The organism is Mycobacterium sp. URHB0021 (assembly GCF_054057895.1).
This window is the reverse complement of the sequence record NZ_JBSRZT010000002.1, coordinates 6,376,048-6,398,875: the sequence shown is the minus strand read 5'-3', so window position 1 is coordinate 6,398,875 and position 22,828 is coordinate 6,376,048. Positions and strand designations below refer to the sequence as shown.

The 22,828-nt window shown below is 66.6% G+C and carries 20 protein-coding genes; 14 read left to right on the top strand and 6 right to left on the bottom strand.

The genetic code is table 11. The features are described 5' to 3' along the window. The first annotated feature begins 4 nt into the window (after positions 1-4). Positions 5-1,750 carry an MtrAB system accessory lipoprotein LpqB gene (gene lpqB, locus ACVWWN_RS33610; protein ID WP_457149376.1) on the top strand — a complete coding sequence of 582 codons (1,746 nt, stop codon included), beginning with the start codon at positions 5-7 and terminating at the stop codon, positions 1,748-1,750. Between the two features lie 19 nt (positions 1,751-1,769). Here the strand turns inward: lpqB and ACVWWN_RS33605 are convergent, their stop codons facing one another. Then, positions 1,770-2,765 carry an AraC family transcriptional regulator gene (locus ACVWWN_RS33605; protein ID WP_457147701.1) on the bottom strand — a complete coding sequence of 332 codons (996 nt, stop codon included), beginning with the start codon at positions 2,763-2,765 and terminating at the stop codon, positions 1,770-1,772. 71 nt (positions 2,766-2,836) lie between these two features. Here ACVWWN_RS33605 and ACVWWN_RS33600 point away from each other — a divergent pair, with 71 nt between their 5' ends. From ACVWWN_RS33600 to ACVWWN_RS33590, 3 genes are all read left to right on the top strand, one after another. Further along, positions 2,837-3,205, top strand: coding sequence for an SDR family oxidoreductase (locus tag ACVWWN_RS33600; protein ID WP_457147700.1), 369 nt, complete (start codon positions 2,837-2,839; stop codon positions 3,203-3,205). 153 nt (positions 3,206-3,358) lie between these two features. After that, positions 3,359-4,192, top strand: a complete 834-nt coding sequence (locus tag ACVWWN_RS33595) for a TIGR03619 family F420-dependent LLM class oxidoreductase (protein WP_457147699.1) — start codon at positions 3,359-3,361, stop codon at positions 4,190-4,192. Positions 4,193-4,248: 56 nt separating this feature from the next. After that, positions 4,249-5,280 (top strand): methyltransferase, encoded by a 1,032-nt coding sequence (locus ACVWWN_RS33590; RefSeq protein WP_457147698.1) that lies wholly within the window; start codon positions 4,249-4,251, stop codon positions 5,278-5,280. A gap of 12 nt (positions 5,281-5,292) precedes the next feature. On the opposite strand, the gene ACVWWN_RS33585 is transcribed toward ACVWWN_RS33590, so the two are convergent. After that, positions 5,293-6,261 carry a hypothetical protein gene (locus ACVWWN_RS33585; protein WP_457147697.1) on the bottom strand — a complete coding sequence of 323 codons (969 nt, stop codon included), beginning with the start codon at positions 6,259-6,261 and terminating at the stop codon, positions 5,293-5,295. Between the two features lie 378 nt (positions 6,262-6,639). Here ACVWWN_RS33585 and ACVWWN_RS33580 point away from each other — a divergent pair, with 378 nt between their 5' ends. The 3 genes from ACVWWN_RS33580 to ACVWWN_RS33570 all read left to right on the top strand — a co-directional run bounded on the left by ACVWWN_RS33580 (position 6,640) and on the right by ACVWWN_RS33570 (position 8,342). Continuing rightward, on the top strand, positions 6,640-7,290 hold the full coding sequence (locus ACVWWN_RS33580; protein ID WP_457147696.1) for a hypothetical protein: 651 nt from the start codon (positions 6,640-6,642) through the stop codon (positions 7,288-7,290). Further along, on the top strand, positions 7,283-7,861 hold the full coding sequence (locus ACVWWN_RS33575) for a DUF6529 family protein (RefSeq protein ID WP_457147695.1): 579 nt from the start codon (positions 7,283-7,285) through the stop codon (positions 7,859-7,861). Before ACVWWN_RS33580 ends, ACVWWN_RS33575 begins: the two co-directional genes overlap by 8 nt. A gap of 64 nt (positions 7,862-7,925) precedes the next feature. Further along, positions 7,926-8,342 (top strand): QcrA and Rieske domain-containing protein, encoded by a 417-nt coding sequence (locus ACVWWN_RS33570; RefSeq protein ID WP_457149375.1) that lies wholly within the window; start codon positions 7,926-7,928, stop codon positions 8,340-8,342. Positions 8,343-8,348: 6 nt separating this feature from the next. Here ACVWWN_RS33570 and ACVWWN_RS33565 read toward each other — a convergent pair whose 3' ends face one another. The 3 genes from ACVWWN_RS33565 to ACVWWN_RS33555 are packed head-to-tail and all read right to left on the bottom strand — an operon-like array spanning position 8,349 to position 12,272. Further along, on the bottom strand, positions 8,349-10,469 hold the full coding sequence (locus tag ACVWWN_RS33565) for a molybdopterin cofactor-binding domain-containing protein (protein WP_457147694.1): 2,121 nt from the start codon (positions 10,467-10,469) through the stop codon (positions 8,349-8,351). Further along, on the bottom strand, positions 10,466-10,966 hold the full coding sequence (locus ACVWWN_RS33560; protein WP_457147693.1) for a (2Fe-2S)-binding protein: 501 nt from the start codon (positions 10,964-10,966) through the stop codon (positions 10,466-10,468). Before ACVWWN_RS33560 ends, ACVWWN_RS33565 begins: the two co-directional genes overlap by 4 nt. Next, on the bottom strand, positions 10,950-12,272 hold the full coding sequence (locus tag ACVWWN_RS33555; protein ID WP_457147692.1) for a DUF2252 domain-containing protein: 1,323 nt from the start codon (positions 12,270-12,272) through the stop codon (positions 10,950-10,952). Before ACVWWN_RS33555 ends, ACVWWN_RS33560 begins: the two co-directional genes overlap by 17 nt. Before the next feature lie 92 nt (positions 12,273-12,364). Here ACVWWN_RS33555 and ACVWWN_RS33550 point away from each other — a divergent pair, with 92 nt between their 5' ends. The 3 genes from ACVWWN_RS33550 to secA all read left to right on the top strand — a co-directional run bounded on the left by ACVWWN_RS33550 (position 12,365) and on the right by secA (position 16,983). Continuing rightward, positions 12,365-12,994, top strand: a complete 630-nt coding sequence (locus tag ACVWWN_RS33550; protein WP_457147691.1) for a ComF family protein — start codon at positions 12,365-12,367, stop codon at positions 12,992-12,994. A 341-nt stretch (positions 12,995-13,335) separates the two neighbouring features. After that, positions 13,336-13,977: a ribosome hibernation-promoting factor, HPF/YfiA family gene (gene hpf / locus ACVWWN_RS33545; RefSeq protein WP_457147690.1), complete on the top strand. Its 642-nt coding sequence runs from the start codon at positions 13,336-13,338 to the stop codon at positions 13,975-13,977. 126 nt (positions 13,978-14,103) lie between these two features. Continuing rightward, complete coding sequence (secA, locus tag ACVWWN_RS33540) at positions 14,104-16,983, top strand: preprotein translocase subunit SecA (RefSeq protein ID WP_457147689.1); 2,880 nt, start codon at positions 14,104-14,106, stop codon at positions 16,981-16,983. A gap of 29 nt (positions 16,984-17,012) precedes the next feature. Here secA and ACVWWN_RS33535 read toward each other — a convergent pair whose 3' ends face one another. Beyond that, the gene (locus ACVWWN_RS33535) at positions 17,013-17,525 is read right to left on the bottom strand and encodes an Rv3235 family protein (RefSeq protein WP_457147688.1); all 513 of its coding nucleotides are present in this window, start codon (positions 17,523-17,525) and stop codon (positions 17,013-17,015) included. Positions 17,526-17,714: 189 nt separating this feature from the next. Here ACVWWN_RS33535 and ACVWWN_RS33530 point away from each other — a divergent pair, with 189 nt between their 5' ends. The 4 genes from ACVWWN_RS33530 to ACVWWN_RS33515 all read left to right on the top strand — a co-directional run bounded on the left by ACVWWN_RS33530 (position 17,715) and on the right by ACVWWN_RS33515 (position 22,789). Further along, the gene (locus tag ACVWWN_RS33530) at positions 17,715-19,124 is read left to right on the top strand and encodes a WS/DGAT/MGAT family O-acyltransferase (protein WP_457147687.1); all 1,410 of its coding nucleotides are present in this window, start codon (positions 17,715-17,717) and stop codon (positions 19,122-19,124) included. A gap of 76 nt (positions 19,125-19,200) precedes the next feature. Further along, positions 19,201-21,003: a BCCT family transporter gene (locus tag ACVWWN_RS33525; protein WP_457147686.1), complete on the top strand. Its 1,803-nt coding sequence runs from the start codon at positions 19,201-19,203 to the stop codon at positions 21,001-21,003. Between the two features lie 22 nt (positions 21,004-21,025). Further along, on the top strand, positions 21,026-21,526 hold the full coding sequence (locus ACVWWN_RS33520; RefSeq protein ID WP_457149374.1) for a DUF6912 family protein: 501 nt from the start codon (positions 21,026-21,028) through the stop codon (positions 21,524-21,526). Between the two features lie 93 nt (positions 21,527-21,619). After that, on the top strand, positions 21,620-22,789 hold the full coding sequence (locus ACVWWN_RS33515) for a ferredoxin reductase (RefSeq protein ID WP_457147685.1): 1,170 nt from the start codon (positions 21,620-21,622) through the stop codon (positions 22,787-22,789). Positions 22,790-22,828 lie beyond the last annotated feature (39 nt).

Sequence of the window (22,828 nt, the reverse complement as noted above, 5' to 3'; positions counted from 1 at the left end):
GGTCCTGGCGGCGTTGTCGCTGTTGGTGGTTGTTCTCTCCGGCTGTGCCGGTGTGCCGAGTTCGTCGGCGCCGCAGGCGATCGGAACGGTCGACCGGCCGGCACCGCCGAGCCTGCCGAAGCCGACGCCGGGAATGGACCCGGACGTGCTGCTGCGCGAATTCCTCAAGGCCACAGCCGATCCCGCGAACAGACATTTGGCGGCGCGGCAGTTCCTCACCGAATCCGCCTCACAGGCATGGGATGACGCCGGCAGCGCGCTGTTGATCGACAACGTCGTGTTCGTCGAAACGCGTGGACCCGACCGGGTGTCGGTGAGCATGCGCGCCGACATCCTCGGATCGTTGTCCGACGTCGGAGTGTTCGAGACGGGCGAGGGCGCGCTGCCCGACCCGGGGCCCATCGACCTGATCAAGACGCCTGGCGGGTGGCGCATCGACCGGCTGCCCAACGGCGTCTTCCTCGACTGGCAACAATTTCAGTCCACCTACAAACGCAACACGCTGTACTTCGCGGACCCCACCGGAAAAACTGTCGTGCCTGATCCGCGCTATGTCGCGGTGTCCGATTCCGACCAGCTGGCCACCGAATTGGTGAGCAAGCTCATCGCGGGTCCGCGCCCGGAGATGGCCAACACGGTGCGCAACCTGCTGGGGCCGCCGCTGAGGCTGCGCGGCCCCGTGACGCGTGCCGACGGAGGCAAAACCGGCGTGGGGCGTGGTTACGGTGGCGCCCGGATCGACCTGGAGAACCTGTCGACGACCGATCCGCACAGCCGGCAATTGCTTGCGGCGCAGCTCATCTGGACGTTGTCACGAGCCGGGATCAACGGGCCGTACGTCATCAACGCCGACGGTGCGGCATTGGACGACCGGTTCGCCGATGGATGGGAGACCTCCGATGTGGCGGCCACTGATCCCGGCGCGTTCGAGGGTGCCGCCGCCGGCCTGCACGCCTTGATCGGCGGATCATTGGTGTCACTCGACGGTCAGCGGGCTCCGCGGGTGGAAGGCTCGTTCGGCCAGATGCCCGACCAGGTGGCCGCATCGTTGTCGCGGACGGGGCAGGAGGCCGCGTCCATCGTGACGTTGCGGCCGGGTGCTCCCGACCAGGCGTCGTCGCTCTGGGTGGGGCCGCTCGGCGGCCCGGCCGCGCAGGCCATGGACGGCCGCGCGTTGTCACGGCCGAGCTGGTCACTCGACGATGCGATCTGGGTGGTCGTGGACGGCATCAACGTTGTGCGGGCCATCCAGGACGCGTCCGGTCAGCCGGCCCGCATCCCCGTCGACTCGACGGCTGTGTCGACACGATTTCCCGGCGTGATCACCGAGATGCAGCTGTCGCGTGACGCCACGCGCGCGGCAATGGTCATCGAGGGTCAGGTCATCCTCGCCGGAGTCGAGCAGACACCCGGCGGCGGGTTCGCGCTGACCTATCCGCGGCGGCTGGGCTTCGGGCTCGGCAACACGGTGGTGTCACTGTCCTGGCGCACCGGCGACGACATCGTCGTCAGCCGCACCGACCCACAGCATCCGGTGTCCTACGTCAACCTCGACGGCGTCAACTCCGACGGGCCGAGCCGCAATCTGCTGATGCCGGTCACGACGGTCGCCGCGAGCCCGTCGACGGTGTACGTGGCCGATGAACGCGGCGTGCTGCAGCTGGCCGGGTCGGCCGCCGAGGACGATCCGGCCTGGGCCGAGGTGCGCCCGCTGATGGCGCCCGGCGCCCTTCCGGTGCTGCCGGGCTGATCCGACCCACCACCGGCGGTCAGCGGACGAATCTGGTGCGGCGCAGTGTCACCGAAGGAACTTCGCCGAAACGCTCCGCGTGCGCGGTGGCGAACCGGCCGAGGTTGTTGAACCCCCATTGGCAGGCGATGGAGGCGACGGTGGCGACCGATGGGTCTGATTCCTCCAGAGCGCGGTGCGCGCGGCGGAGCCGAACCTCGCGCAGATACGCCATCGGCGACATGCCGAGATGCCGGCGGAAACTCTCCTGAAGGCTGCGGACGCTGACATGACTGCGCGCCGCAAGCGCGGACACCGTCAACGGCAGATGCGGCTCGGCCTCGATGACGTCGACCGCGACCTGAACCGTGCGAGGGGCGGCCGGTTTCGCTTCCGCCTCCACGGCGTCGCGGTGCGGGTGATCGGCGGCGAGCAGAAGCCCACGCACCAGGCCGTCGACGAACGGCAGCCCGACCATCGGGCGTGTGAGCACGCTGTCGGGCCGGAACAACTGCTCGGTGAACATCAGCAGCATGGCGACCCAGCTGCGCGCGGCGCCGGTCATGGTCGACATGACGGGGTGAAAGTCGATCTGGGATGTCACCGGCCGCTCGAGCGCCTCACTGAGCGCATCGTCGACGGCACCACGGTCGATCTTGGTGGCGATCATTCTGCTACCGGCCGCCCATCGGGCTGCAGCGTGACCCTGCGGCGAGTACACAGTCGTGCTTCCCGGCCCAGCAGTGAGAACCGACCCCCGAAGTACCGACTCCAGGTGACCGGACCGCAGCACGTTCACCCGATAGGCGCTGCAGATCTCGCCGCAATCAAGCGACATGTCGGAGCCCACCACGAGTTCGCCGATGGTGACCGGACCGACCTGGGCCACCCGATGCACGAGTGACAGCGAATCGGGGTCGCTCAACAGGTTGATGTGCGGCTCGTCGCAGCACAGCACCGCGAAGTCACCCAAATCAGAGGCGCTGACCCACGAGGGGCCGGCGTGGCACGTGCGGGCCTCGGTGAAGGCATCCATCTGCCGTTACCAACGTCGATCGGCGCGGCCGCATGCGGTGCACCGGATAACTGTGATCTAAGTCACAATCGATGGAGACTGGCCGGTCTTGGAGTTCCACCCGGTACTTCTGTACTACCCGACGGGGTCAGGGCGTTCGGCCCGGGGCCGGCTTACACGGATTGATGCGCACCATTGCCATCGAGAACAGTGCCCATGGAATCACCGCCAACGTCGTTGCTGCCCGGCATGATCGCCACGCCGAAGGTGATGGCGTTGTCCCAGGCCGATCAGGATGTATCCGCGCTGCAATTCTGAGCGATCGATTCGGCCGTCCCGAGGAGGTGGCCGATCTGGTGGCCTTTCTTTCCGGCGACGGCGCCGGGTACATCACCGCTCAAGAGATCGGTATCGACGGCGGCCTGGGACTCAACAGTCTGTTCGTCGGGCCCACCCAGTGACGTAGCCGCAACGGCGGCGGTCGTGCGCAATACGGCCGAAGCCGTGCGCTCACTGGCTATTGATGCCGCCAGTCTCCGACGTAGCTTGTCCACATGATGGCCTGCGCGCGGACGTTCATGTCGATCCAGCATCTACGAGACATGTTCTAGGACATGCGATTTGGCATTTCGACGTTTGTCACCGACGAAAGCATGGCTCCTGGTCCACTTGGGGCCGCGGTGGAAGAGCGTGGATTCCACTCCTTGATCGTCACTGAGCACTCACACATGCCGGTCGCCTACGATGCGCCGTATCCAGGGGCCGGTGACCCGCCCAGGGAATTTCACCGAACGCTCGACCCCTTCGTGGCCCTCGCCTCTGCGGCCGCGACGACGAGGACACTCACGCTGGCCACCGGCGTCGTCCTGCTGCCCCAACGCGATGTGATCTACACGGCCAAGGAAGTGGCCACCCTGGAACTGGTGTCCAACGGCCGGGTGGTCCTGGGGGTGGGGGTCGGCTGGAACCGTCACGAGATGCGCCACCACGGCCTCGATCCGACGACGCGAGGCGCCAAGCTCAACGAACAGATTCAGGCACTCAAACAGATATGGGCCTCGGATATCGCCGAATTTCACGGTGCTCACGTTGATTTCGGCCCCATGTACTCCTGGCCGAAGCCGGTGCGGCGGCCACATCCGCCGATCTACGTGGGCGGCACCAGCCGGGCGGCGATGCGGCGAGTCTGCACGCTCGGCGACGGTTGGCTACCCCCCGCCGGGTTGACGGTCGACGAGATTCTCACCGGCCGGCAATGGCTCGCCGACAACGGCCGCCCCGACGTCCCGATCACCGTCTACGGTGCCGGGCACGACACCGAGACATTGGCCGGATACGCGCACGCCGGCGTCGACGAAGCGGCCCTGGCGCTCGCGTCGCTTCCGGAGTCCGCGGCACTACGCGAGTTGGACGAACTTGCCCACCTGGCGGAATCACTCGGCACATGAGGGAGAGCAGCCTACGAATCACTACCGATGACTGCGTCGCTCACAAGGAGATCGCCATGCCGGATCAGAAGTCGGGCTGGGCCCTCAGCCCCGATGTCCATCACCGAATGACGGACATGATCTTCGGCTACTGGGTCAGTCAGACGATCCGGGCCTTCGTCGACCTTTCGGTAGCCGACCATCTGGCCGAGGGCCCGCTGACCACCGACGAGCTGGCCTCGCGAGAAGGCAGCGCCCCGCAGGCGACGTTTCGGTTGGTGCGGGCCGGTATCGCGCTGGGGCTGGTGACGGTCGACGCCACCGAACACGTTCACACCACTGCACTGCTGGACACGCTGCGGGCGGACGCCCCGAGATCGCTGCGCGGATTGGCCCTGGGTTTGACCAACCGGTCGCACTGGTTGCCCTGGGGCGAATTCGTGGCGGCCGTCCGAGACGGCTGCAGCCATTCACGTGATGCGCTCGGAATGACCCTCTACTCGTACCTTCAGCGCAATCCGTCCATCGCCGAAGAGTTCACCGCTGCAATGGAAGCCGCCACGACACTGTGCGCCCACGACGTCGTCGGCGGCATCTCGACGAGTGATGTGGCGGTGGCCGTCGATGTCGGGGGTTCGAGCGCCGCGCTTCTTCGACAGCTTCAGAGGGCGAATCCCAGACTTCGCGGAATCATCTTCAATCGACCGGACGTCGCTGAGGCGGTGACCGCAGAGCTCGAGCGGAGTGACCGTGCGGGATGCATTCATGTCATCGGAGGCGACTTCTTCGACTCGCTGCCCGTCGCCGATCTGTATCTCCTGAAGTTCATCCTGCATGACTGGGACGACGAAGCCTGTGTCCGGATCCTGAGACGCTGCCGTGAGGCCATGATCCCCGGGGGCCGCATCGCCATCATCGAAATGCTCATCGGAGATCGCGGCAATCCCGGCGTCGTGGCGCTGATGGACCTGAACATGCTCGCGGTCACCGGTGGCCGGGAACGCTCACTCGGCGAATATGACGCGCTGCTGTTCGCGGCAGGTCTGCGGCGCATCGCGGTCTGGCGAGCGGACTCCCCGCAGAGTGTCATCGAGGCGGTGGCGGTCTGAACCGGTCGCTGTTCAGCGGCTCGGAGGCGCGTCCGGGTTCCGGCCGGGGAAGCGTCCTGCGGTCGCTCGTCCGTCGGCGGCGGGTTGCTGCTGGTCATGTTGCCCGAGTTGTAGAAGATCGGGAATGATCCCGGCCAGCCCGCTTCCCGCGCTGATCAACGGCTGGGCCAATTCGACGATAGATCCGATCGAATCACCCGGCGTACTCGCTTGCTTTGGTTGCGCCAGTCCAGGACTGACGGACGGTGTCGTGGGTGTCTGCATGCCGGCGCCGGTTGGTGTGGAGACACCGAGCTGCCCACCGGGTGGCGTAAGGTCGATCGGCCCCAGCGCGTGCAGAGCGGCAACCGACGGTGTCCTACTGATGCCCGGGTCGCTAAACTGTGGCGTCAATGTCCCGGAGCTATCCGATGGCGTCGGTTCAGCCGGTCCAGGACTGACGGACCGTGTCGCGGGCGGCTCTGTGCCATCCGGGGTCGGTGTCGAGCTCGTCGGCGGTTCCAGCGGCGTCGACGTCGTCATCGGATCGAGCGGGTCAGTCTGGTGCCCGCAGGATCGAGCGGGGACACCGACGGGGTTTGCTTTGATGGCTGGTGTGGCTCTGATCTCCGGCTGGAGGGCGGCGTGTTTGGCCCTCGGAGCGTCGGGCGGGGCTCCCGACGGCGTTGCTTTGACGGCCTGCTTCGTTCCACTCCGCCGTTTGGCAGGTGGTCGATCCGAGGTGCTCGGGTCAACCAGGTCCGAATTCGTCCCCGGGCCGTTCGAGCCGCCGCCCGTATCCTGTTGTTCCAGCGTGTTCGCCGCTGTCCTCATGCCATCGGAATAGCCGTCGAGCAGACCGGATTTCGCATCAATCGAAGTGTGCACATAATCCACCTGCGCGATATACCCGGCGGCCCCGTCGGCGAACTGCTTACCCAGATGGTCATCACCCCATGGCGCACCGGCGCCGGCCAGCCCGTCGCTCAGCGATGCCAACACCTGCTTCAACCGCGAACTGGTTTCAGCGATGATCGGCCGCGGCCCTCAGCTCGTCCGGGCTGACACCTAGCGGCTCTGACATCGACTAGCTCCTCACGGTCGGCTCAGGTGAAAAGTCCTGTCTCGCTGGGCGGCCGGTCCACCGCGCCCACAGCGACTTCTTGCTCAACTCTGGACCACGAAGCCGGTTCTGACCACCGATGCGATGCGCGATATGAGATATGTCATTCGAATCGTCCGGTGCGGACAGGTCCCAGCTTCCGGTAAGCGATGATCTCGAGACGTAGGGTCGCCGCCTGCGTTGAACCAGGACTTCGCGTTGCCCGTTGTGGGGATGAAACACCGCCTACGGTGTTTGCTCACAGCCAGGAGTTGATGATGAAAATTCGTGGTCCGCTGGTAACTCTGGGTGCAGTCGCAGTGCTCGGGGTCGGCATCTTGCTGGTGAATATCTCCAAGCAGGATGACAGTGCGCCCGCCGTGGCGCAGTCGGCTGTCACAACGCTCACCGTCGCCGCGCCGCCGCCCCCACCGACCACTCCACCGCCGCCACAGTTTCCGGCCAAAGCCGACTACGTCGGCAAGATCCCGACTGCCACCGGCCACATCACGGTCGAGATCACCGTTCAGGGCGATAAGGCGGTCGGCTATGCCTGCGACGGCAACAGGGTCGAGTCGTGGCTGTGGGGCAGCGCCCGCGCCGGTGCGGTCAGCCTGACCAGCAAGGACAAGTCGAGCCGACTCGAGGGCCACCTGGCGGGGACCGCCATCGACGGCACACTGTGGATCGGCGAGAAGAAGTGGGACTTCACCGCGCCCATGACGCAGCCACCTGCCGGTCTGTACGTGTACCAGAACGCAGGCGTTCGCAACAGCTGGATCGTCGACCCGAGCGGGGGCGTGACCGGTGTGCAGCGCGCGGCCGACGGATCGACGGCGCCCGCCCCTCGGCTGACCAGCGACGGCATCGCGGTCGTCGACGGCATCTCCATCAAGGCGATTCGGGTGCAGGGGGACAGCGATGTCTGACGCCGATGCTCCCACTGTGGCCGTACCTGTGCGGTCGGCGCGCGGCGATGTCGCAGTACTGATCGCGGTCGCCTTCGGCGCGGCCATCGCCGTCGCTCTCGGCGTGTTCGGCAAAGTCCATGATCCACAGTATTTTTCGGTCAGCATCGCCGGATTCTCCAGTGGCCTGGCGGTGAAGTCGTGGTTGGCGACGGTGGCGATTGCGCTGGCGGTATTCCAGTTGGTGTCCGCATTCGCGATGTACAGGCTGATCCCGGGCGGGAAGGCGCCGTCGTGGATCGGCACCGCGCATGTCTGGTCGGGGCGGCTCGCGGTGCTGGTCAGCGTTCCCGTGGCGGTGCACTGCCTGTATGCGCTCGGATTCGAGTCCTACAACACCCGCGTGCTGTTCCACTCCCTTTTCGGGTGCTTCTTCTACGGGGCATTCGCGACAAAGATGGTGCTCCTCACGCGCAAAGGCCTTCGCGCCTGGGTCATTCCGGTCGCCGGTGGATTGGTGTTCTTCACGTTGGTCTACGTTTGGTTGACGTCGGCATTGTGGTTCTTCCAGACCAGCGGTATCACGTTCTGATCCAGCAGCCCAACGAAGAGAGGTCCAAGTGAACATCCAAGAGTTCCGTTTCCCACGACAGAAGATGATCATCGGCGCCGGACTCGGACTCGCCGCCACGCTGCTCGCCGCCTGCTCGTCCTACGGCAAGAAGTCCGACGCGACCGGCGAGGCGAGCACGTCCGCGGCGCAGACCCCTGGATCCTCCGCGGGTGCCGCGCCGGCGAAGAGCATCGCGAAGACGTCCCAGGTGCCCGTGGGCTCCGGCGTCATCCTGGGCGAAGTGGTGTTGACGCAACCGTCCGCCGGAGTGTTCAAAGGTTTCTCGTCGACCTGCACCCACAAGGGCTGCACCGTTGACAAGGTGGCGGACGGAACCATCGACTGCCCGTGCCATGGCAGCAAGTTCAACCTCGACGGCAGCGTGGCACACGGTCCTGCGACGAAGCCGCTGGAGCCGAAGAACGTGACGGTGCAGGGAGACGAGATCGTCTTGGCGTGACGGGGGTCAATCCGACATTGCGGCGACGATCTGGTCCGGAGTCAGGGGCAGGGCGCGTACCCGGATCCCGAGCGCGTCGGACACCGCGTTCGCGATCGCGGCGGCCGTCGGCCCCTGAGCGCATTCCCCGACGCCGAGTGATGCGTTTTCGGCACCGGGTAGGAACTCGACATCGACCGCGGGGACTTCGGAGAAACGCAGTATCGGATAGGTCTCCCAGGTGTCGCTGGTCACGGTGAACCGGTTGAACCTCACCCGTTCCTTCAGCGCCCAACTGGTGGCCTGGATCGCTCCTCCTTCGACCTGGTTCGCCGCACCGTCGGGATTGACGACCAGTCCGGCGTCGACGGCGACTGACAGACTGCGGACACGGATTTCCGCGACCGCCTCGACCTCGGCGACGACCGCGCAGTAAGCGCTGGAGTTCTTGTACCGCGCATACCCGATCCCGCGGCCGACCGCGTCCGACGGCCGTGTCCAGGCCGTCCAATCCGACTGCCGGGCAACATTTTCCACCACAGCCCTGGCCCGCGGGTCGGACAGGTGCGCCAGCCGGAACTCGACGGGATCGCGGCCGGCCTGTTCCGCGAGCTCATCCATGAACGACTCGGCGGCGAAGACGTTCAAGAACGCGCCGAGGGAGCGCAGCGCAGATGTCCGCAGTGGCATCGTCGTCAACAGGTGATTGACCACCTGAACGGACGGAAAGTCATATCCCGGCACCGCATTTCGGCTGGCGCCGCCGCCACGCTCCTGGGGTGGTTCACCGGCCGACCGGATCTCCTCACCGCCGGCGCGGTGGCTGGTGGCGAGGAAGGCTGTGGTCGGCGTCATGCCGGGACGGCTGATGAAGCTGCCGCTCCAGATCTCGTGCCGCCACGACAACACGTCGCCGTTCGCCCCGCAGTCGGCCGAGATCCGCGCCACGCCGGCAGGGCCGAGGGGAGACCAGCTCAACTCGTCGGGCCGCGACCACACCACCTGCACAGGTCGTTCCGGCACGGCGATGGCCAGAACCGCGGCGTCCATCGCGGCGTCGTCGGCGCCGTTGTGGCCGTAGCATCCCGGGCCTTCGACGTGACGGACCATGAGTTGGTCCGGCGTCATTCCCAGAGATCGCGCAATCTCGCGGCGCAGCACGTGCACGCCTTGGCTGTGTGTCCAGATCTCGAGACGGTCACCGCGCGCGACCGCAACCGCGCAGGATGGTCCGATCGACCCGTGCGCGAGGTACGGGCGGTGGTAGGACGCCGTGTGCGACCGGACGACACCGCCGTGTGGCGGCGAACCGACGTCCGCGATGACGGTGGTGTCCGTCGGCGCCGACGTGAGGAAGGCGGGCAGCCCGTCCTCATCGGGCAGCGTCGGATGCTCCTCCCAGTCGGCATCGCGGCGTAGCCGATCGGCCGCGCGCAACGCGACCTCCTCCCGGTGAGCAACGACGGCCAGGAATTCGCCGTCGTGCACCACGGTGATCACCCCCGGCAGCGCGAGCGCCGGTGCGGTGTCGACGTCGCGCAACGTCGCACCGCGCGACGGCGGTCGCACCACGCGGCCGTATGCCATGCCGTCCATCGCCAGGTCATGGACGTAACGGGGCCGGCCGGCGAGCTTGTCGGGCAGGTCGAACCGTGCGACGTTGGTGCCGACGACGTGGTAGGCCGATACGGCTTTTGGTGCCGCGTCACCACTGGCGGGCCTGTCCAGCAGGGTGTCGTCCGCCAATTCCCAGTAGCTGGTGGTCGCGCCGTCGGCGCAGCTGATCCGCCCGTCCTCGATCGTGAGGTCTTCCTTCGGCACGGCGAACTTGTCGGCCGCGATCGCGATGTACAGGTCCCGGACCTCGGCGCACACCTGCCGAAGTGCGGCACCGGAATGCTGGACGGACATGCTGCCGGCGGTGTAGCCCTCATCGGGGCTAAGATGCGTTGCCGCCGCCGTCATCCGGATGCGGACCACATCGACATCCAGCTCCTCGGCGGCGATCTGTCCGAGCGCCGTGAGCACGCCCTGGCCCAACTCCACCTTGCCGGAACGGATTTCGACGGTGCCGTCGCCGACGATCCGCAGCCAGTCGCCGAGGCGGGGATTGGCCGCCAGCGACGGCGGCAGAGCTCCGACGGTCACGAGGCGGCCGTGCGCATCTCGGCGGCGGCCTTCAACACGGCCCGCACCACCCGGTTGTGCGCGCCGCAGCGGCACAGGTTGCCGTCCAGTGCGGTGCGAACATCCGATTCGGACGGGTCGGGGTTCGTCGCGAGCAGGCTTGCCGCACTGACCACGATCCCCGACATGCAGTAGCCGCATTGCGCGGCCTGTTCCTCCACGATCGCGCGCGCCACCGGGTGCTGCCCGTCGTCGGTGCCGAGACCCTCGACGGTGGTCACCGTCTTGCCGGTCACCGACCACACCGGGGTGTCGCATGAGTACACGGGCTGGCCGTCGACCAACACAAGGCAGGCGCCGCACACGCCGATCCCGCAGCCGAAGCGGGTTCCCTTGAGGCCCAAGTGGTTGCGCAACACGTAGAGCAGGGCGGTGTCGTCCTCGGTGCGGACGTCCACCGGGCCGCCGTTCACCGTGACGGTGCGCATGGGTGGCGGGTCTTCACGTGGATGTGACATTGGGGATCCTCCCTTCCCGAAACGCCTCGACGAAGTGTCGATGGTCGTCGCGCACGTCGGCGGCGTACTTCAGGCCGAAAGACACCATGTCGGAGACGAACTCGTCCTCATCGTCTCCGATCGCCGCAACGATCGCATCTTCGGTCTGAAAGTCGACAAGCGATTGATCGCTGTCGGTGTCGCTGACGCAGTGCACCTTGGCCACCGCCTGTCCGAGTTGCTCGATCACTTCGGTGATCTCGTCCGGCTCGGTCAGCTCGCTCCAATCCAGATCGGCGTCGTACGGCGAGATCTCGCTGACCACATAGCCCACGCCGTCGATGTCGGTGTAGCCCAGAAGTGGGTCGGCATGTGCCTGCAGTGCGCGCTGCGACACGGCCGTGCGGTGCCCGTGGTGCTTGAAGTACCCGTGCACGTCGGGGTCGTCGACGATGCGACTGGGCGCGGCGACATTGCCCTGCTTCATCGACAGCACCACGTCGTTGTCCAGCGCCTGGTTGAACCCCTCGATCAGGACGGTGTACGCGGGCAGTCCCGCGCTCCCGATGCCCATTCCGGATTTGCCGATCACATCCTTGACGTCGTAGGTGATCCCGCGGAACCGCTTGGTCTCGGGGATGGTTTCGAGGTAGCGCCGGAAGGCGTCGAGCACCTTGTCGCGTTCCCCGTCGTCGAGGCGGCGCACCCCGGCCACCTCCCGAAAGCACCGGTTCCAATCGTCCACCGTGGTGATCCGGTCGAGCATCTGTTGGCGGGTCGACAGCCGCGCCGACTGCAGCGCCGTCAGCACGGCCCCCCGAGCGGTGTCCAGGTTGAGCGAGAACGTCGAGTCGTCGTCGACCTCGACGAACCAGCGCACCTGTCGCACGTAGGCGCGGACGAATGTCTCGATGAGCGTCGTGATCTCCTCGTCCGAGATCGCCTTCTGCCAGCAGATCAGCGCGATGCTCGCGGCGAAGCGCTGCAGGTCCCAGGTGAAGTGCCCGACAAACGCCTCGTCGAAGTCGTTGACGTCGAAGATGAGTTTCCCCGAGCCGTCCATGTAGGTCCCGAAGTTCTCGGCGTGCAGGTCGCCCTGGATCCACACGCGGGAGGTCCGCTCGTCGGCCCAACGGTCCTCGCGGTCGGCGACATCGGCATAGAAGACACAGGCACTGCCGCGGTAGAACGCGAACGGATCGGCGGCCATCTTGCGGAACTTGGTCCGAAACGCGCCGGGGTTCGCCTCCATCAGGCCGGAGAACGCGGCGACGAGGCACTCCACGATGAAGGACTCCCGATCATCGTTCGCGTCCGACGCGGCCATGTCGTCGAAACTACGCCCGCGCAGGTTCCGACATCACCTGTGGCACCCTGCGGCTCCACCGACGTGTCGGTCGCCGGTGTGACTCTGCTCATGTGCTCGATCTGGTCCTGCCGCTGGGGTGCGGTGGCTGCGGCGCGTCGTCGACGCGTTGGTGTGAAGCCTGCGCCCGCGAACTGATCGTGAGGGCCGATGCGCCGCAGGTGATCGCGCCGCGGTTGGATCCGGGTGTGCCCGTCTTGTCCCTGGGCCGCTATGCCGGCGCCCGCCGCGAAGCGATCGTGGCGGTCAAGGAGCGCGGTCGCGCCGACCTCGTCAATCCGCTCGCCGTTGCGCTGCGCACCGGGCTCGAGCGCCTGCTGGCCTGGGGTGTCGTCGACACCCCGCTCACCGTCGTTCCGGCGCCGACGCGCCGCTGGACGGCTCGGCGCCGGGGCGGTGACCCGGTCACCCGGATAGCAACCGCCGCCGCGGCTTCCCAGGGTGAGATCGCCGTGGTCCAGGCGCTGCGGATGCGCGCCTTCGCCCGCGACTCGGTCGGCCTGTCCAGCGTCGACCGTCAGCGCAACATCGCGGGTCGGGTCCGGGTGATCAAGCCCGTCGTCGGCGATGTCCTGCTCGTCGACGACATCGTCACCACGGGGGCGACGGCATGTGAATCCACCCGCGTCCTGCAAACGGCCGGCGCCCGGGTGCTCGCTGTGATGGCTGTCGCGCACGCCTGACCCGTCGCCGTGACGCGCCCGGCAATTTCTGCGGAATAAATCCAATCCGAAGAACTGGAAACAGGTCTTGAATTTTGGTGGCACGACCGGGTGAACACGGACTACCGTCGGCCCTAACAACCCGTGAATGCTTCACGGCGGCGCCGTCTCGATGACGCGCCACGATCGCCGACTCCAGCGGTAGGAGGTGAGTAGTCGACACCTTGCACCGGCGAGCGGCGCAACCCCGCATGCCCCGTCGGCGCGTATCCCTGACGACCCGGGCACGCTGAAGCGTGCGGACGCGAAAGAGAAACGAGTTGCCAAGCATGTCAACCCATTCCGTGGACTCTGACCGCACCATGGTTATCGAGGACGAAACGCCCGAAGCCGCGCCGAATGCCGAGGTGGTCGTGAAAGGCCGCAACGTGGAGGTGCCGGAACACTTTCGCATCTACGTCTCGGAGAAGCTGTCTCGGCTGGAACGTTTCGATCGCACCATCTACCTCTTCGACGTCGAACTCGATCACGAGCGCAACCGCCGCCAACGCAAGAACTGTCAGCACGTAGAGATCACCGCGCGCGGGCGTGGACCCGTTGTCCGTGGTGAGGCCTGTGCGGACAGCTTTTATGCCGCCCTGGAGTCGGCGGTTTGCAAACTCGAGAACCGCCTGCGTCGCAGTAAGGATCGTCGCAAGATCCACTACGGAGACAAGACCCCCGTGTCGCTCGCCGAGGCCACCGCCGCCGCTCCGGTGCCCGACACGGCGCCCGTGGACGACGCGCCGCCGCAGGTGGACGGGATGGAGGTCGACGACCACGAACCGGGGCGGATCGTGCGCACGAAGGAGCACGAGGCCAAGCCGATGACGGTCGACGACGCCCTCTACGAGATGGAACTCGTCGGCCACGACTTCTTCCTCTTCCACGACAAAGAGAGCGATAAGCCCTGCGTCGTGTATCGCCGTCACGCCTACGATTACGGTTTGATCCGCCTGGCCTGAACCAAGCGGGCTGATCGCCACCTGGCCTGAGGCGCTCCGACAGCGTCGACCAGGTATTTCGACGAGTCACTTACCATGGACCTCGTCGGATGCCTGACGAGAACCATCAACCCACAGGGGAATAGCGTGCTGTCGAATTTGCTTCGTCTCGGTGAAGGCCGCATGGTCAAGCGCCTCAAGGGGGTGGCCGACTACGTCAACACCCTGTCCGACGACGTCGAGAAACTCTCCGACGCCGAACTGCGGGCCAAGACCGACGAGTTCAGGAAGCGCATCGCCGATGGGGCCGACCTTGACGACCTGCTCCCCGAGGCGTTCGCGGTCGCTCGCGAGGCGGCCTGGCGGGTGCTCGACCAGCGCCACTTCGATGTCCAGGTGATGGGCGGCGCGGCGCTGCACTTCGGCAACGTCGCCGAGATGAAGACCGGTGAGGGCAAGACCCTGACCTGTGTCTTGCCGGCCTACCTCAACGCGCTCGGCGGTAAGGGGGTGCATGTCGTCACGGTCAACGACTACCTGGCCAAACGCGACGCGGAGTGGATGGGCCGGGTGCACCGATTCCTCGGCCTCGACGTCGGGGTGATCCTGTCGCAGATGACCCCCGAGGAGCGCCGGGTCGCCTACGCCTCCGACATCACCTACGGCACCAACAACGAGTTCGGCTTCGACTACTTGCGCGACAACATGGCCCACCGCATCGAAGACTGCGTGCAGCGCGGCCACAGCTTCGCGATCGTCGACGAGGTCGACTCGATTCTCATCGACGAGGCCCGCACCCCGCTGATCATCTCCGGTCCCGCCGACGGAGCGTCCAACTGGTACACCGAGTTCGCCCGGCTGGCGCCGATGATGGAGAAGGACGTCCACTACGAGGTGGACATCAAGAAGCGCACCATCGGCGTACACGAGCTGGGTGTCGAGCTGGTCGAGGACCAGCTGGGCATCGACAACCTCTATGAGGCGGCGAACTCACCTTTGGTCAGCTACCTCAACAACGCGCTGAAGGCCAAGGAGCTGTTCGCCCGCGACAAGGACTACATCGTCCGCGACGGTGAGGTGCTCATCGTCGACGACTTCACCGGCCGCGTGCTGATCGGCCGCCGCTACAACGAGGGCCTGCATCAGGCCATCGAGGCCAAGGAACACGTCGAGATCAAGGCCGAGAACCAGACGGTCGCGACGATCACCCTGCAGAACTACTTCCGGCTCTACGACAAGCTCGCGGGGATGACCGGCACGGCCCAGACCGAGGCCGCCGAGCTGCACGAGATCTACAAGCTCGGCGTCGTGACGATCCCCACCAACAAGCCGATGCAACGCGCCGACCAGGCCGATCTGATCTACAAGACCGAAGAGGCCAAGTACATCGCGGTCGTCGACGACGTCACCGAACGCTACGAGAAGGGCCAGCCGGTCCTGATCGGGACGACCAGCGTCGAGCGGTCGGAGTACCTGTCGCGGCAGTTCCAGAAGCGCCGCGTTCCGCACAACGTGCTGAACGCGAAGTACCACGAGCAGGAGGCGGGCATCATCGCCGAGGCCGGCAGGCGCGGCGCCATCACCGTGGCCACCAACATGGCCGGCCGCGGTACCGACATCGTGCTCGGCGGCAACGTCGACTTCCTGGCCGACAAGCGGCTGCGCGACCAGGGTCTGGACCCGGTCGAAACCCCCGACGAGTACGAAGCGGCCTGGCACCAGGTGCTGCCTCAGGTGAAGGCCGACGCGGCCGAGGAGGCCGAGGAGGTGATCCAGGCGGGCGGCCTCTATGTGCTCGGTACCGAGCGCCACGAGTCGCGTCGTATCGACAACCAGCTGCGCGGCCGCTCCGGCCGTCAGGGCGATCCCGGGGAGTCGCGGTTCTACCTGTCGCTCGCCGACGAGCTGATGCGACGGTTCAACGGCGCCACCTTGGAGTCGCTGCTGACCCGGCTGAACCTGCCCGACGACGTGCCGATCGAGGCCAAGATGGTCACCCGCGCCATCAAGAGCGCGCAGACCCAGGTCGAACAGCAGAACTTCGAGATCCGCAAGCACGTGCTGAAGTACGACGAGGTGATGAACCAGCAGCGCAAGGTGATCTACGCCGAGCGTCGCCGCATCCTCGAGGGCGAGAACCTCGACGAGCAGGCCCATCAGATGCTGATCGATGTCATCACCGCCTACGTCGACGGCGCCACCTCCGAGGGTTACGCCGAGGATTGGGATCTCGAGTCCCTGTGGACGGCGTTGAAATCGCTGTATCCGATCGGCATCAACCACCGCGACCTGTTCGACTCCGAGGCGGTCGGCGAGGCCGGTGAGCTGACGCGCGAGGAACTGCTCGAGGCGTTGACCGCCGACGCCGAGCGTGCCTACGCCGAACGCGAGAAGGAGCTCGAGCAACTCGCCGGCGAGGGTGCGATGCGGCAACTGGAACGCAACGTGCTGCTCAGCGTCATCGACCGCAAATGGCGTGAACACCTGTACGAGATGGACTACCTGCGCGAGGGCATCCAACTCCGCGCGCATGCGCAGCGCGACCCGGTGGTCGAGTATCAGCGCGAGGGCTACGACATGTTCGTCGGCATGCTAGACAGCGTGAAGGAAGAATCCGTCGGCTTCCTGTTCAACGTGACCGTCGAGGCGGTGCCCGCGTCACCGGCGGCCCAGGTCGCACCGATCGCCGCACCTTCCGGCCTGGCCGAGTTCGCGGCCGCCGCGGCGCAGGGCGGTCAGAACGATCAAGGCAACGGAACAGGCAATGGTTCTGGCCATGGCGCCGGCACGGTGGCCACCAAGGAACGGGACGAACCCGCTCCGGCGGCCCTGCGGGCCAAGGGAATCACCGACGACGCACCGCCGCTGACCTACAGCGGGCCGTCCGAGGACGGCTCGGCCCAGGTGCAGCGGTCGGGCGGTGGTCCCAAACACGCCGCACCGTCGTCGTCGGGTGGTGGGACGCGTCGCGAGCGGCGCGAGGCCGCGCGTCGAGCGAGCAAGGCGACCAAGACCCGGCGCGGCTAGGCAGGCTTCCACAGTCACAGCCGGCCGCCTCAGCCGATCTGCAGGGCGACAATCCGCCAGCCATCCCCGTGCCGCTCGACGCGTGCGGCGATGGCATGGACGCGCTGCGCCCTGGTGTACGTCGCGAACACCTCGCCGGCGGTGACGTTGGAATCGTCGACCAGTCTCAGCCGTACCCGGCGCAACGTGGCGGCCGCGGTGTGCGGGCGCCGTGCCAGGGCCACCACGGAATCGATGAGCACGGGGGCAAGCAGTGGCCGTAGCTGCGCGACGGGCCTGCGCCGGTCGATGACCTCCAGCACGCGGCGCAGTGCCGCGTCGGCGAACGCGACGGCGGCCCGGGGTGGCTGCGGCTCGCGTGCCGGATCCGCCGCAACCGGCCGGAGCGGTCGCGGTGTGCGGCGGTGCAGTGCGGCGGGCGACGGCGGCGGGCAGCCGGCCAGTGCCGCGCGCCGGGGGGCGTCGCTGACCGGTGGTGGCTCGTAGTCGATGATCGGCGAGGTCACCGGGGCGGGCGGGGACGGGGTGCGGGATCGGGTCATCGTGCTCTCCAGCGATTGGCGCGGGGGGAACCGGCATCTGCCGGAGAGTCGCAGACAGCTTCATGATCGCACGGGTGGCATGGCCCCCGTTGCACCCGTGATGCGAGTGGGCGGAAGCGGCCGCTAAATTGACGGTGGCTCAACTGAAAGCGACGAGCGAATCGAGCCAAGGGGGAGGGCGGGGCCGCAATGGTGACCCGGTTGTCGGCGTCGGATGCGGCGTTCTATCACCTGGAGGACACGTCGACACCGATGTATGTCGGTTCGCTGTCGATTCTGCGCAAGCCCCGGGCCGGGCTGAGTTACGACGCCCTGCTGGCCACCGTTGAACAACGACTCCCGCAAATCCCGCGCTACCGCCAGAAGGTGCGTGAAGTGGCGCTGGGCCTGGCGCGACCGGTGTGGATCGACGACCGCGATTTCGACATCACCTACCATGTCCGCCGCTCGGCGCTGCCTTCGCCGGGCAGCGACGCGCAACTGCACGAACTCATCGCCCGCCTGGGTGCGCGGCCGCTGGACAAATCGCGGCCGCTGTGGGAGATGTACCTGATCGAGGGGCTGGCCAAGAACCGCATCGCGATCTACACGAAGTCCCATCAGGCGCTGGTGAACGGTATGACGGCGGTGGAGATCGGCCATGTGATCGCCGACCGCACCCAGAAGCCACCCGAGTTCGGGGAGGACATCTGGATTCCCGGCCGTGAGCCCAGCGACCGCAGGCTCGTTCTCGGCGCACTCGGCGAATGGGTCACCCGCCCGGCCGAGCAGATCGTGGCCGTTCGTTCGGCGGTCACCGAGGTGGCGACGAGCGCGAGCCAGCTGATCCAGGTGGGACGCCGGACCGTCGACTTCGTCCGGACCGTCGCCCGCGGGACCGCGCCCAGCAGCCCGCTCAACACGACGGTGTCACGCAACCGCCGGTTCACCGTGGCCAGCGCCCGACTCGAGGACTATCGCCTGGTGCGGGCCCGCTATGACTGCGACGTCAACGACGTCGTGCTCTCGGTGATCGCGGGAGCGCTGCGCAACTGGCTGCTGTCGCGCGGGGAACCGGTGGGGCCGACCACGGCCGTGCGCGCGATGGCCCCGATGTCGGTCTATCCCGACGCACACCTCGACCAGAGCGGGCCCGGGCAGGCGATCAGCGAGGTGTCGCCGTTCATGGTGGATCTGCCGGTGGGGGAGGGCAACGCGGTGGTCCGGCTGTCGCAGATCGCACACGCCACCGAGGCGCATCCGACCGCGGCCAGCCTGGTCGACGCGCGGACCATCGTGACATTGTCGGGCTTTGCGCCACCAACATTGCATGCCATGGGAATTCGTGTCGCGACGAGTTTCTCGGCCCGGCTGTTCAATTTGCTGATCACGAATGTGCCTGGCGCGCAGAGTCAAATGTACGTGGCGGGCACGAAACTGCTCGAGACCTACGCCGTACCACCGCTGCTGAACAACCAGGTGCTCGCGATCGGCGTCACGTCCTACAACGGAATGGTGTACTTCGGCATCAACGCCGACCGGGATGCCATGAGCGATGTCGGTGTCTTCCCTGCGCTGTTGCGGGAATCGCTCGACGAGCTACTCGACGCCGCGCTGTAAATCCGCCGTAAAACTGTGCGTGTTTTCGTTATCTGGATTGACTGTGTCACGACGGCGGATATCGGATGGTCGAACCATGACAATCAACGAGAAAGCCGATGAGTCTGAAAAGGCCGGGGCTGAATCCGCCAAAGTCGACAGAAGAGCCCGGGCCGCCAAAGCCGGGAAAGCAGCGCTGAAATCTCCCTCCGAAGGTGTTGTCCCGCACCCGGTGCTGGACGTGCCGGTGCGGGAAGCGGCCTACACCCGGTCCACCGGAATGGACTGGGTGGTCTTCGGTGTCACCGCCGTGATCGCCATCGGTTTCCTGGGGTGGGGCTTCGTCAGCACCGAGTCGCTGGCCGGTGCGTCGAGCGGCGCACTGGCCTGGGTGATGGACAACACCGGCTGGCTGTTCGTGCTGACGGCGTCGGCGTTCGTGCTGTTCGTGCTGTGGCTGGCGCTCGGCCGATACGGCAACATCCCGCTGGGCCGCGATGACGAGGAACCCGAGTTCAACGGCGTCTCGTGGGTGGCGATGATGTTCAGCGCCGGCATGGGCATCGGGTTGATGTTCTTCGGGGTCGCCGAGCCGCTCACCCATTTTGCCACGCCGCCACCGGGAACCGGCCCCGAGGGCAATCCGGAGGCAGTCCAGACCGCCATGGCCACCACGCTGTTCCACTGGACACTGCACCCGTGGGCGATCTACGCAGTGGTCGGACTGGCCATCAGCTACGGCGTTTACCGCAAGGGCCGCGTGCAGCTCATCAGCGCGGCGTTCGAGCCGCTGCTCGGCTCTCGCGCGAACGGCCCGGCAGGCAAGGTCATCGACATGTTGGCGATCTTCGCGACGTTGTTCGGCTCGGCGGCTTCGCTCGGTCTGGGTGCCCTGCAGATTCGCAGCGGCCTTCAGATCGTCACCGGAATCGGCGGCACCGGTAATACCGTGCTGATCGTCATCATCACGATCCTCACCATCGCCTTCGTGCTGTCCGCGGTGTCGGGGATCGCGCGCGGCATCCAGTGGCTGTCCAACATCAACATGGTGCTGGCCATCACCCTGGCGATGTTCGTATTTGTGGTCGGCCCAACAATTTTCATTCTCAACGTGTTGCCCACCTCGATCGGCAGCTATCTGGCCGACCTGCCGATGATGTCGGCACGCACGGGTGCCGAAGGTTCCGATGTCGACACCTGGCTGCAGTCGTGGACCATCTTCTACTGGGCCTGGTGGGTGTCCTGGACGCCGTTCGTCGGCATGTTCATCGCCCGGATCTCGCGGGGGCGCACCATCCGGCAGTTCGTCGCAGGCGTTCTGCTGGTTCCGAGCCTGGTGTCGCTGGTGTGGTTCGGGGTCTTCGGGGGGGCGGCGATCAGCGTCCAGCAGGGCGGTGTCGACCTCGCCGGTGAGGGCAGCATCGAGGCGCAGCTGTTCAGTCTGCTCGACCAGTACCCGATCGCGACGATCGCCAGCATCCTCGTGATGGTGCTGGTGGCCATCTTCTTCGTCTCCGGAGCGGACGCCGCATCGATCGTGATGGGCGCGCTGTCCGAACGCGGCACCATCAAACCGAGTCGCGGCACGGTGATCTTCTGGGGTATCGCCATGGGAGCGGTCGCCGCGGTGATGCTTCTGGTCGGCGGTGAAGACGCCCTGAACGGCCTGCAGACCATCACCATCATCGCCGCGCTGCCGTTCGTGCTCGTCATGATCGGGATGGCCGTCGCGCTGGTGAAGGACCTTCGCCATGATCCGTTGGTGGTACGCAAGCGTTACGGCGCAGAAGCGGTGGACAGCGCGGTGATCCACGGCGTCACCGAACACGGCGACGACTTCATCATCTCGGTCGAGAAGGATCCCGCCGTCTCGGTGGAAAAGGATCCGGCCGCGGACTAGTTGTTCCAGCGGTTAACCTCGGCTGATGCACGTCTATGTACCCGCCACGCTGGCCATGCTGCAGAGGTTGGTCGAGGACCGATCGCTGCACGCCCTCAGCGGAACGGCGTTCGCGGTGACGCCGGCATTGCGGGAGGCCTACGCCGCGGGCGACGAGGATGAGTTGGCGGAGGTGGCGCTGCGCGACGCGGCGCTGGCATCGCTGCGGCTGCTGGCCGCGGAGGGGCCGTCCGAGTTGCCGCCCCGGCGCGCGGTGGTGGTCGCCGATGTCGAGGATCTCACCCTGCGGTCCGACCTCGACGACGCGGTGGTGCGGCTGGCCGGGCCGATCTCGTTCGATGATGTGGTCGCGGCATACGTGGACAACGCCGATGCGGAGTCCGCCGTGGCGCCCGCGATCGAGGCCGTCGACGCCGCCGACCTGGGTGACGAGGACGCCGAATTCGTCGTCGGCGACGCCCAGGACCACGACCTGGCCTGGTACGCGCCGCAGGAACTCCCGTTTCTGCTCCAATTGCTCTGAGGACTGGATACGGGACCGTAGGTTACGGTACCGTAGGTTGTAATCCTGCGGGTCGGAACACCGCATCAATGCACTGAGTGAGCAGGAGCAGTCGTGGCCAAGAACACCATCAAGGTCTCGGCCAAGGTCGCCGATACCGTGCGGCCGACAATCGCCGGCGCCAAGAAGCATCCGGGGTGGAACGCCGTGCGCACGATCGCCGGGCGGATCACCACGCCGCTACTGCCCGACGATTACCTCAAGCTCGCCAACCCGCTGTGGTCGGCACGCGAACTGCGCGGGCGCGTGGTCGAGATCCGCCGCGAAACCGTCGACTCCGCGACCTTGGTCATCAAGCCGGGCTGGGGATTTTCCTTCGACTATCAGCCGGGTCAGTACATCGGCATCGGGGTGCTCGTCGAGGGTCGCTGGCGGTGGCGCTCGTATTCGCTGACGTCGAGCCCGGTCACCGGGGCCGCCGAGCCGGCGAAATCAGGCATTCGGGACCGTCGAACCATCACCATCACGGTCAAGGCCATGCCCGAGGGCTTCTTGTCGTCCCATCTGGTCAGCGGGGTGGCGCCCGGCACGATCGTGAGGCTGGCCGCCCCACAGGGCAACTTCGTGATGCCCGATCCTGCGCCGGCCTCGGTGCTGTTCCTCACCGCCGGCTCGGGTATCACACCGGTGATTTCCATGCTCCGCACCCTGGCACGCCGCGAGCAGGTCACCGATGTTGTCCATCTGCATTCCGCCCCAACGGAATCCGATGTGCTGTTCGCTGCCGAGCTCGCCGAACTCGGGCGCAGGCACGGCGGGTACCGCCTGCGACTGCGCACGACGCGCACCGAGGGCCGGTTGGACTTCGCGCGGCTGGACGAGGAGGTGCCCGACTGGCGGGAGCGGCAGGCGTGGGCGTGTGGTCCCGAGGGCATGCTCAACGGCGCGGAGAAGTACTGGACGGCCGCCGGGATCGCCGACCGGCTTCACCTGGAGCGGTTTGCCGCGACCAAGGCCGCCACGCACGGTCAGGGCGGCACCGTTGAGTTCGCGCGCAGTGGCAAGACGTTGACCGTGGACGCCGCAACGTCGTTGATGGATGCCGGCGAACAGGTCGGGGTCCAGATGCCGTTCGGATGCCGGATGGGCATCTGCCAGTCCTGTGTGGTCGGTCTCCTCGACGGGCATGTGCGCGACCTGCGCAGCGGCGTCGAACACGAACCGGGTACCCGGATTCAGACGTGCATCTCCGCGGCATCGGGAGACTGCACACTCGACGTTTGAGGTTTACTGGCAGGTAACCTACGGAACCGTAGGTTACGG

Bases quoted from the DNA above. Each gene is read 5' to 3' on its own strand.
- ACVWWN_RS33580 (WP_457147696.1), top strand. From the start codon at position 6,640: ATGAAAATTCGTGGTCCGCTGGTAACTCTGGGTGCAGTCGCAGTGCTC.
- ACVWWN_RS33575 (WP_457147695.1), top strand. From the start codon at position 7,283: ATGTCTGACGCCGATGCTCCCACTGTGGCCGTACCTGTGCGGTCGGCG.
- ACVWWN_RS33530 (WP_457147687.1), top strand. From the start codon at position 17,715: ATGGTGACCCGGTTGTCGGCGTCGGATGCGGCGTTCTATCACCTGGAG.
- ACVWWN_RS33595 (WP_457147699.1), top strand. From the start codon at position 3,359: ATGCGATTTGGCATTTCGACGTTTGTCACCGACGAAAGCATGGCTCCT.
- ACVWWN_RS33560 (WP_457147693.1), bottom strand. From the start codon at position 10,966: ATGTCACATCCACGTGAAGACCCGCCACCCATGCGCACCGTCACGGTG.
- ACVWWN_RS33600 (WP_457147700.1), top strand. From the start codon at position 2,837: ATGGAGACTGGCCGGTCTTGGAGTTCCACCCGGTACTTCTGTACTACC.
- ACVWWN_RS33605 (WP_457147701.1), bottom strand. From the start codon at position 2,765: ATGGATGCCTTCACCGAGGCCCGCACGTGCCACGCCGGCCCCTCGTGG.
- ACVWWN_RS33570 (WP_457149375.1), top strand. From the start codon at position 7,926: ATGATCATCGGCGCCGGACTCGGACTCGCCGCCACGCTGCTCGCCGCC.
- ACVWWN_RS33590 (WP_457147698.1), top strand. From the start codon at position 4,249: ATGCCGGATCAGAAGTCGGGCTGGGCCCTCAGCCCCGATGTCCATCAC.
- ACVWWN_RS33555 (WP_457147692.1), bottom strand. From the start codon at position 12,272: ATGGCCGCGTCGGACGCGAACGATGATCGGGAGTCCTTCATCGTGGAG.
- hpf (WP_457147690.1), top strand. From the start codon at position 13,336: ATGGTTATCGAGGACGAAACGCCCGAAGCCGCGCCGAATGCCGAGGTG.
- ACVWWN_RS33525 (WP_457147686.1), top strand. From the start codon at position 19,201: ATGACAATCAACGAGAAAGCCGATGAGTCTGAAAAGGCCGGGGCTGAA.
- ACVWWN_RS33535 (WP_457147688.1), bottom strand. From the start codon at position 17,525: ATGACCCGATCCCGCACCCCGTCCCCGCCCGCCCCGGTGACCTCGCCG.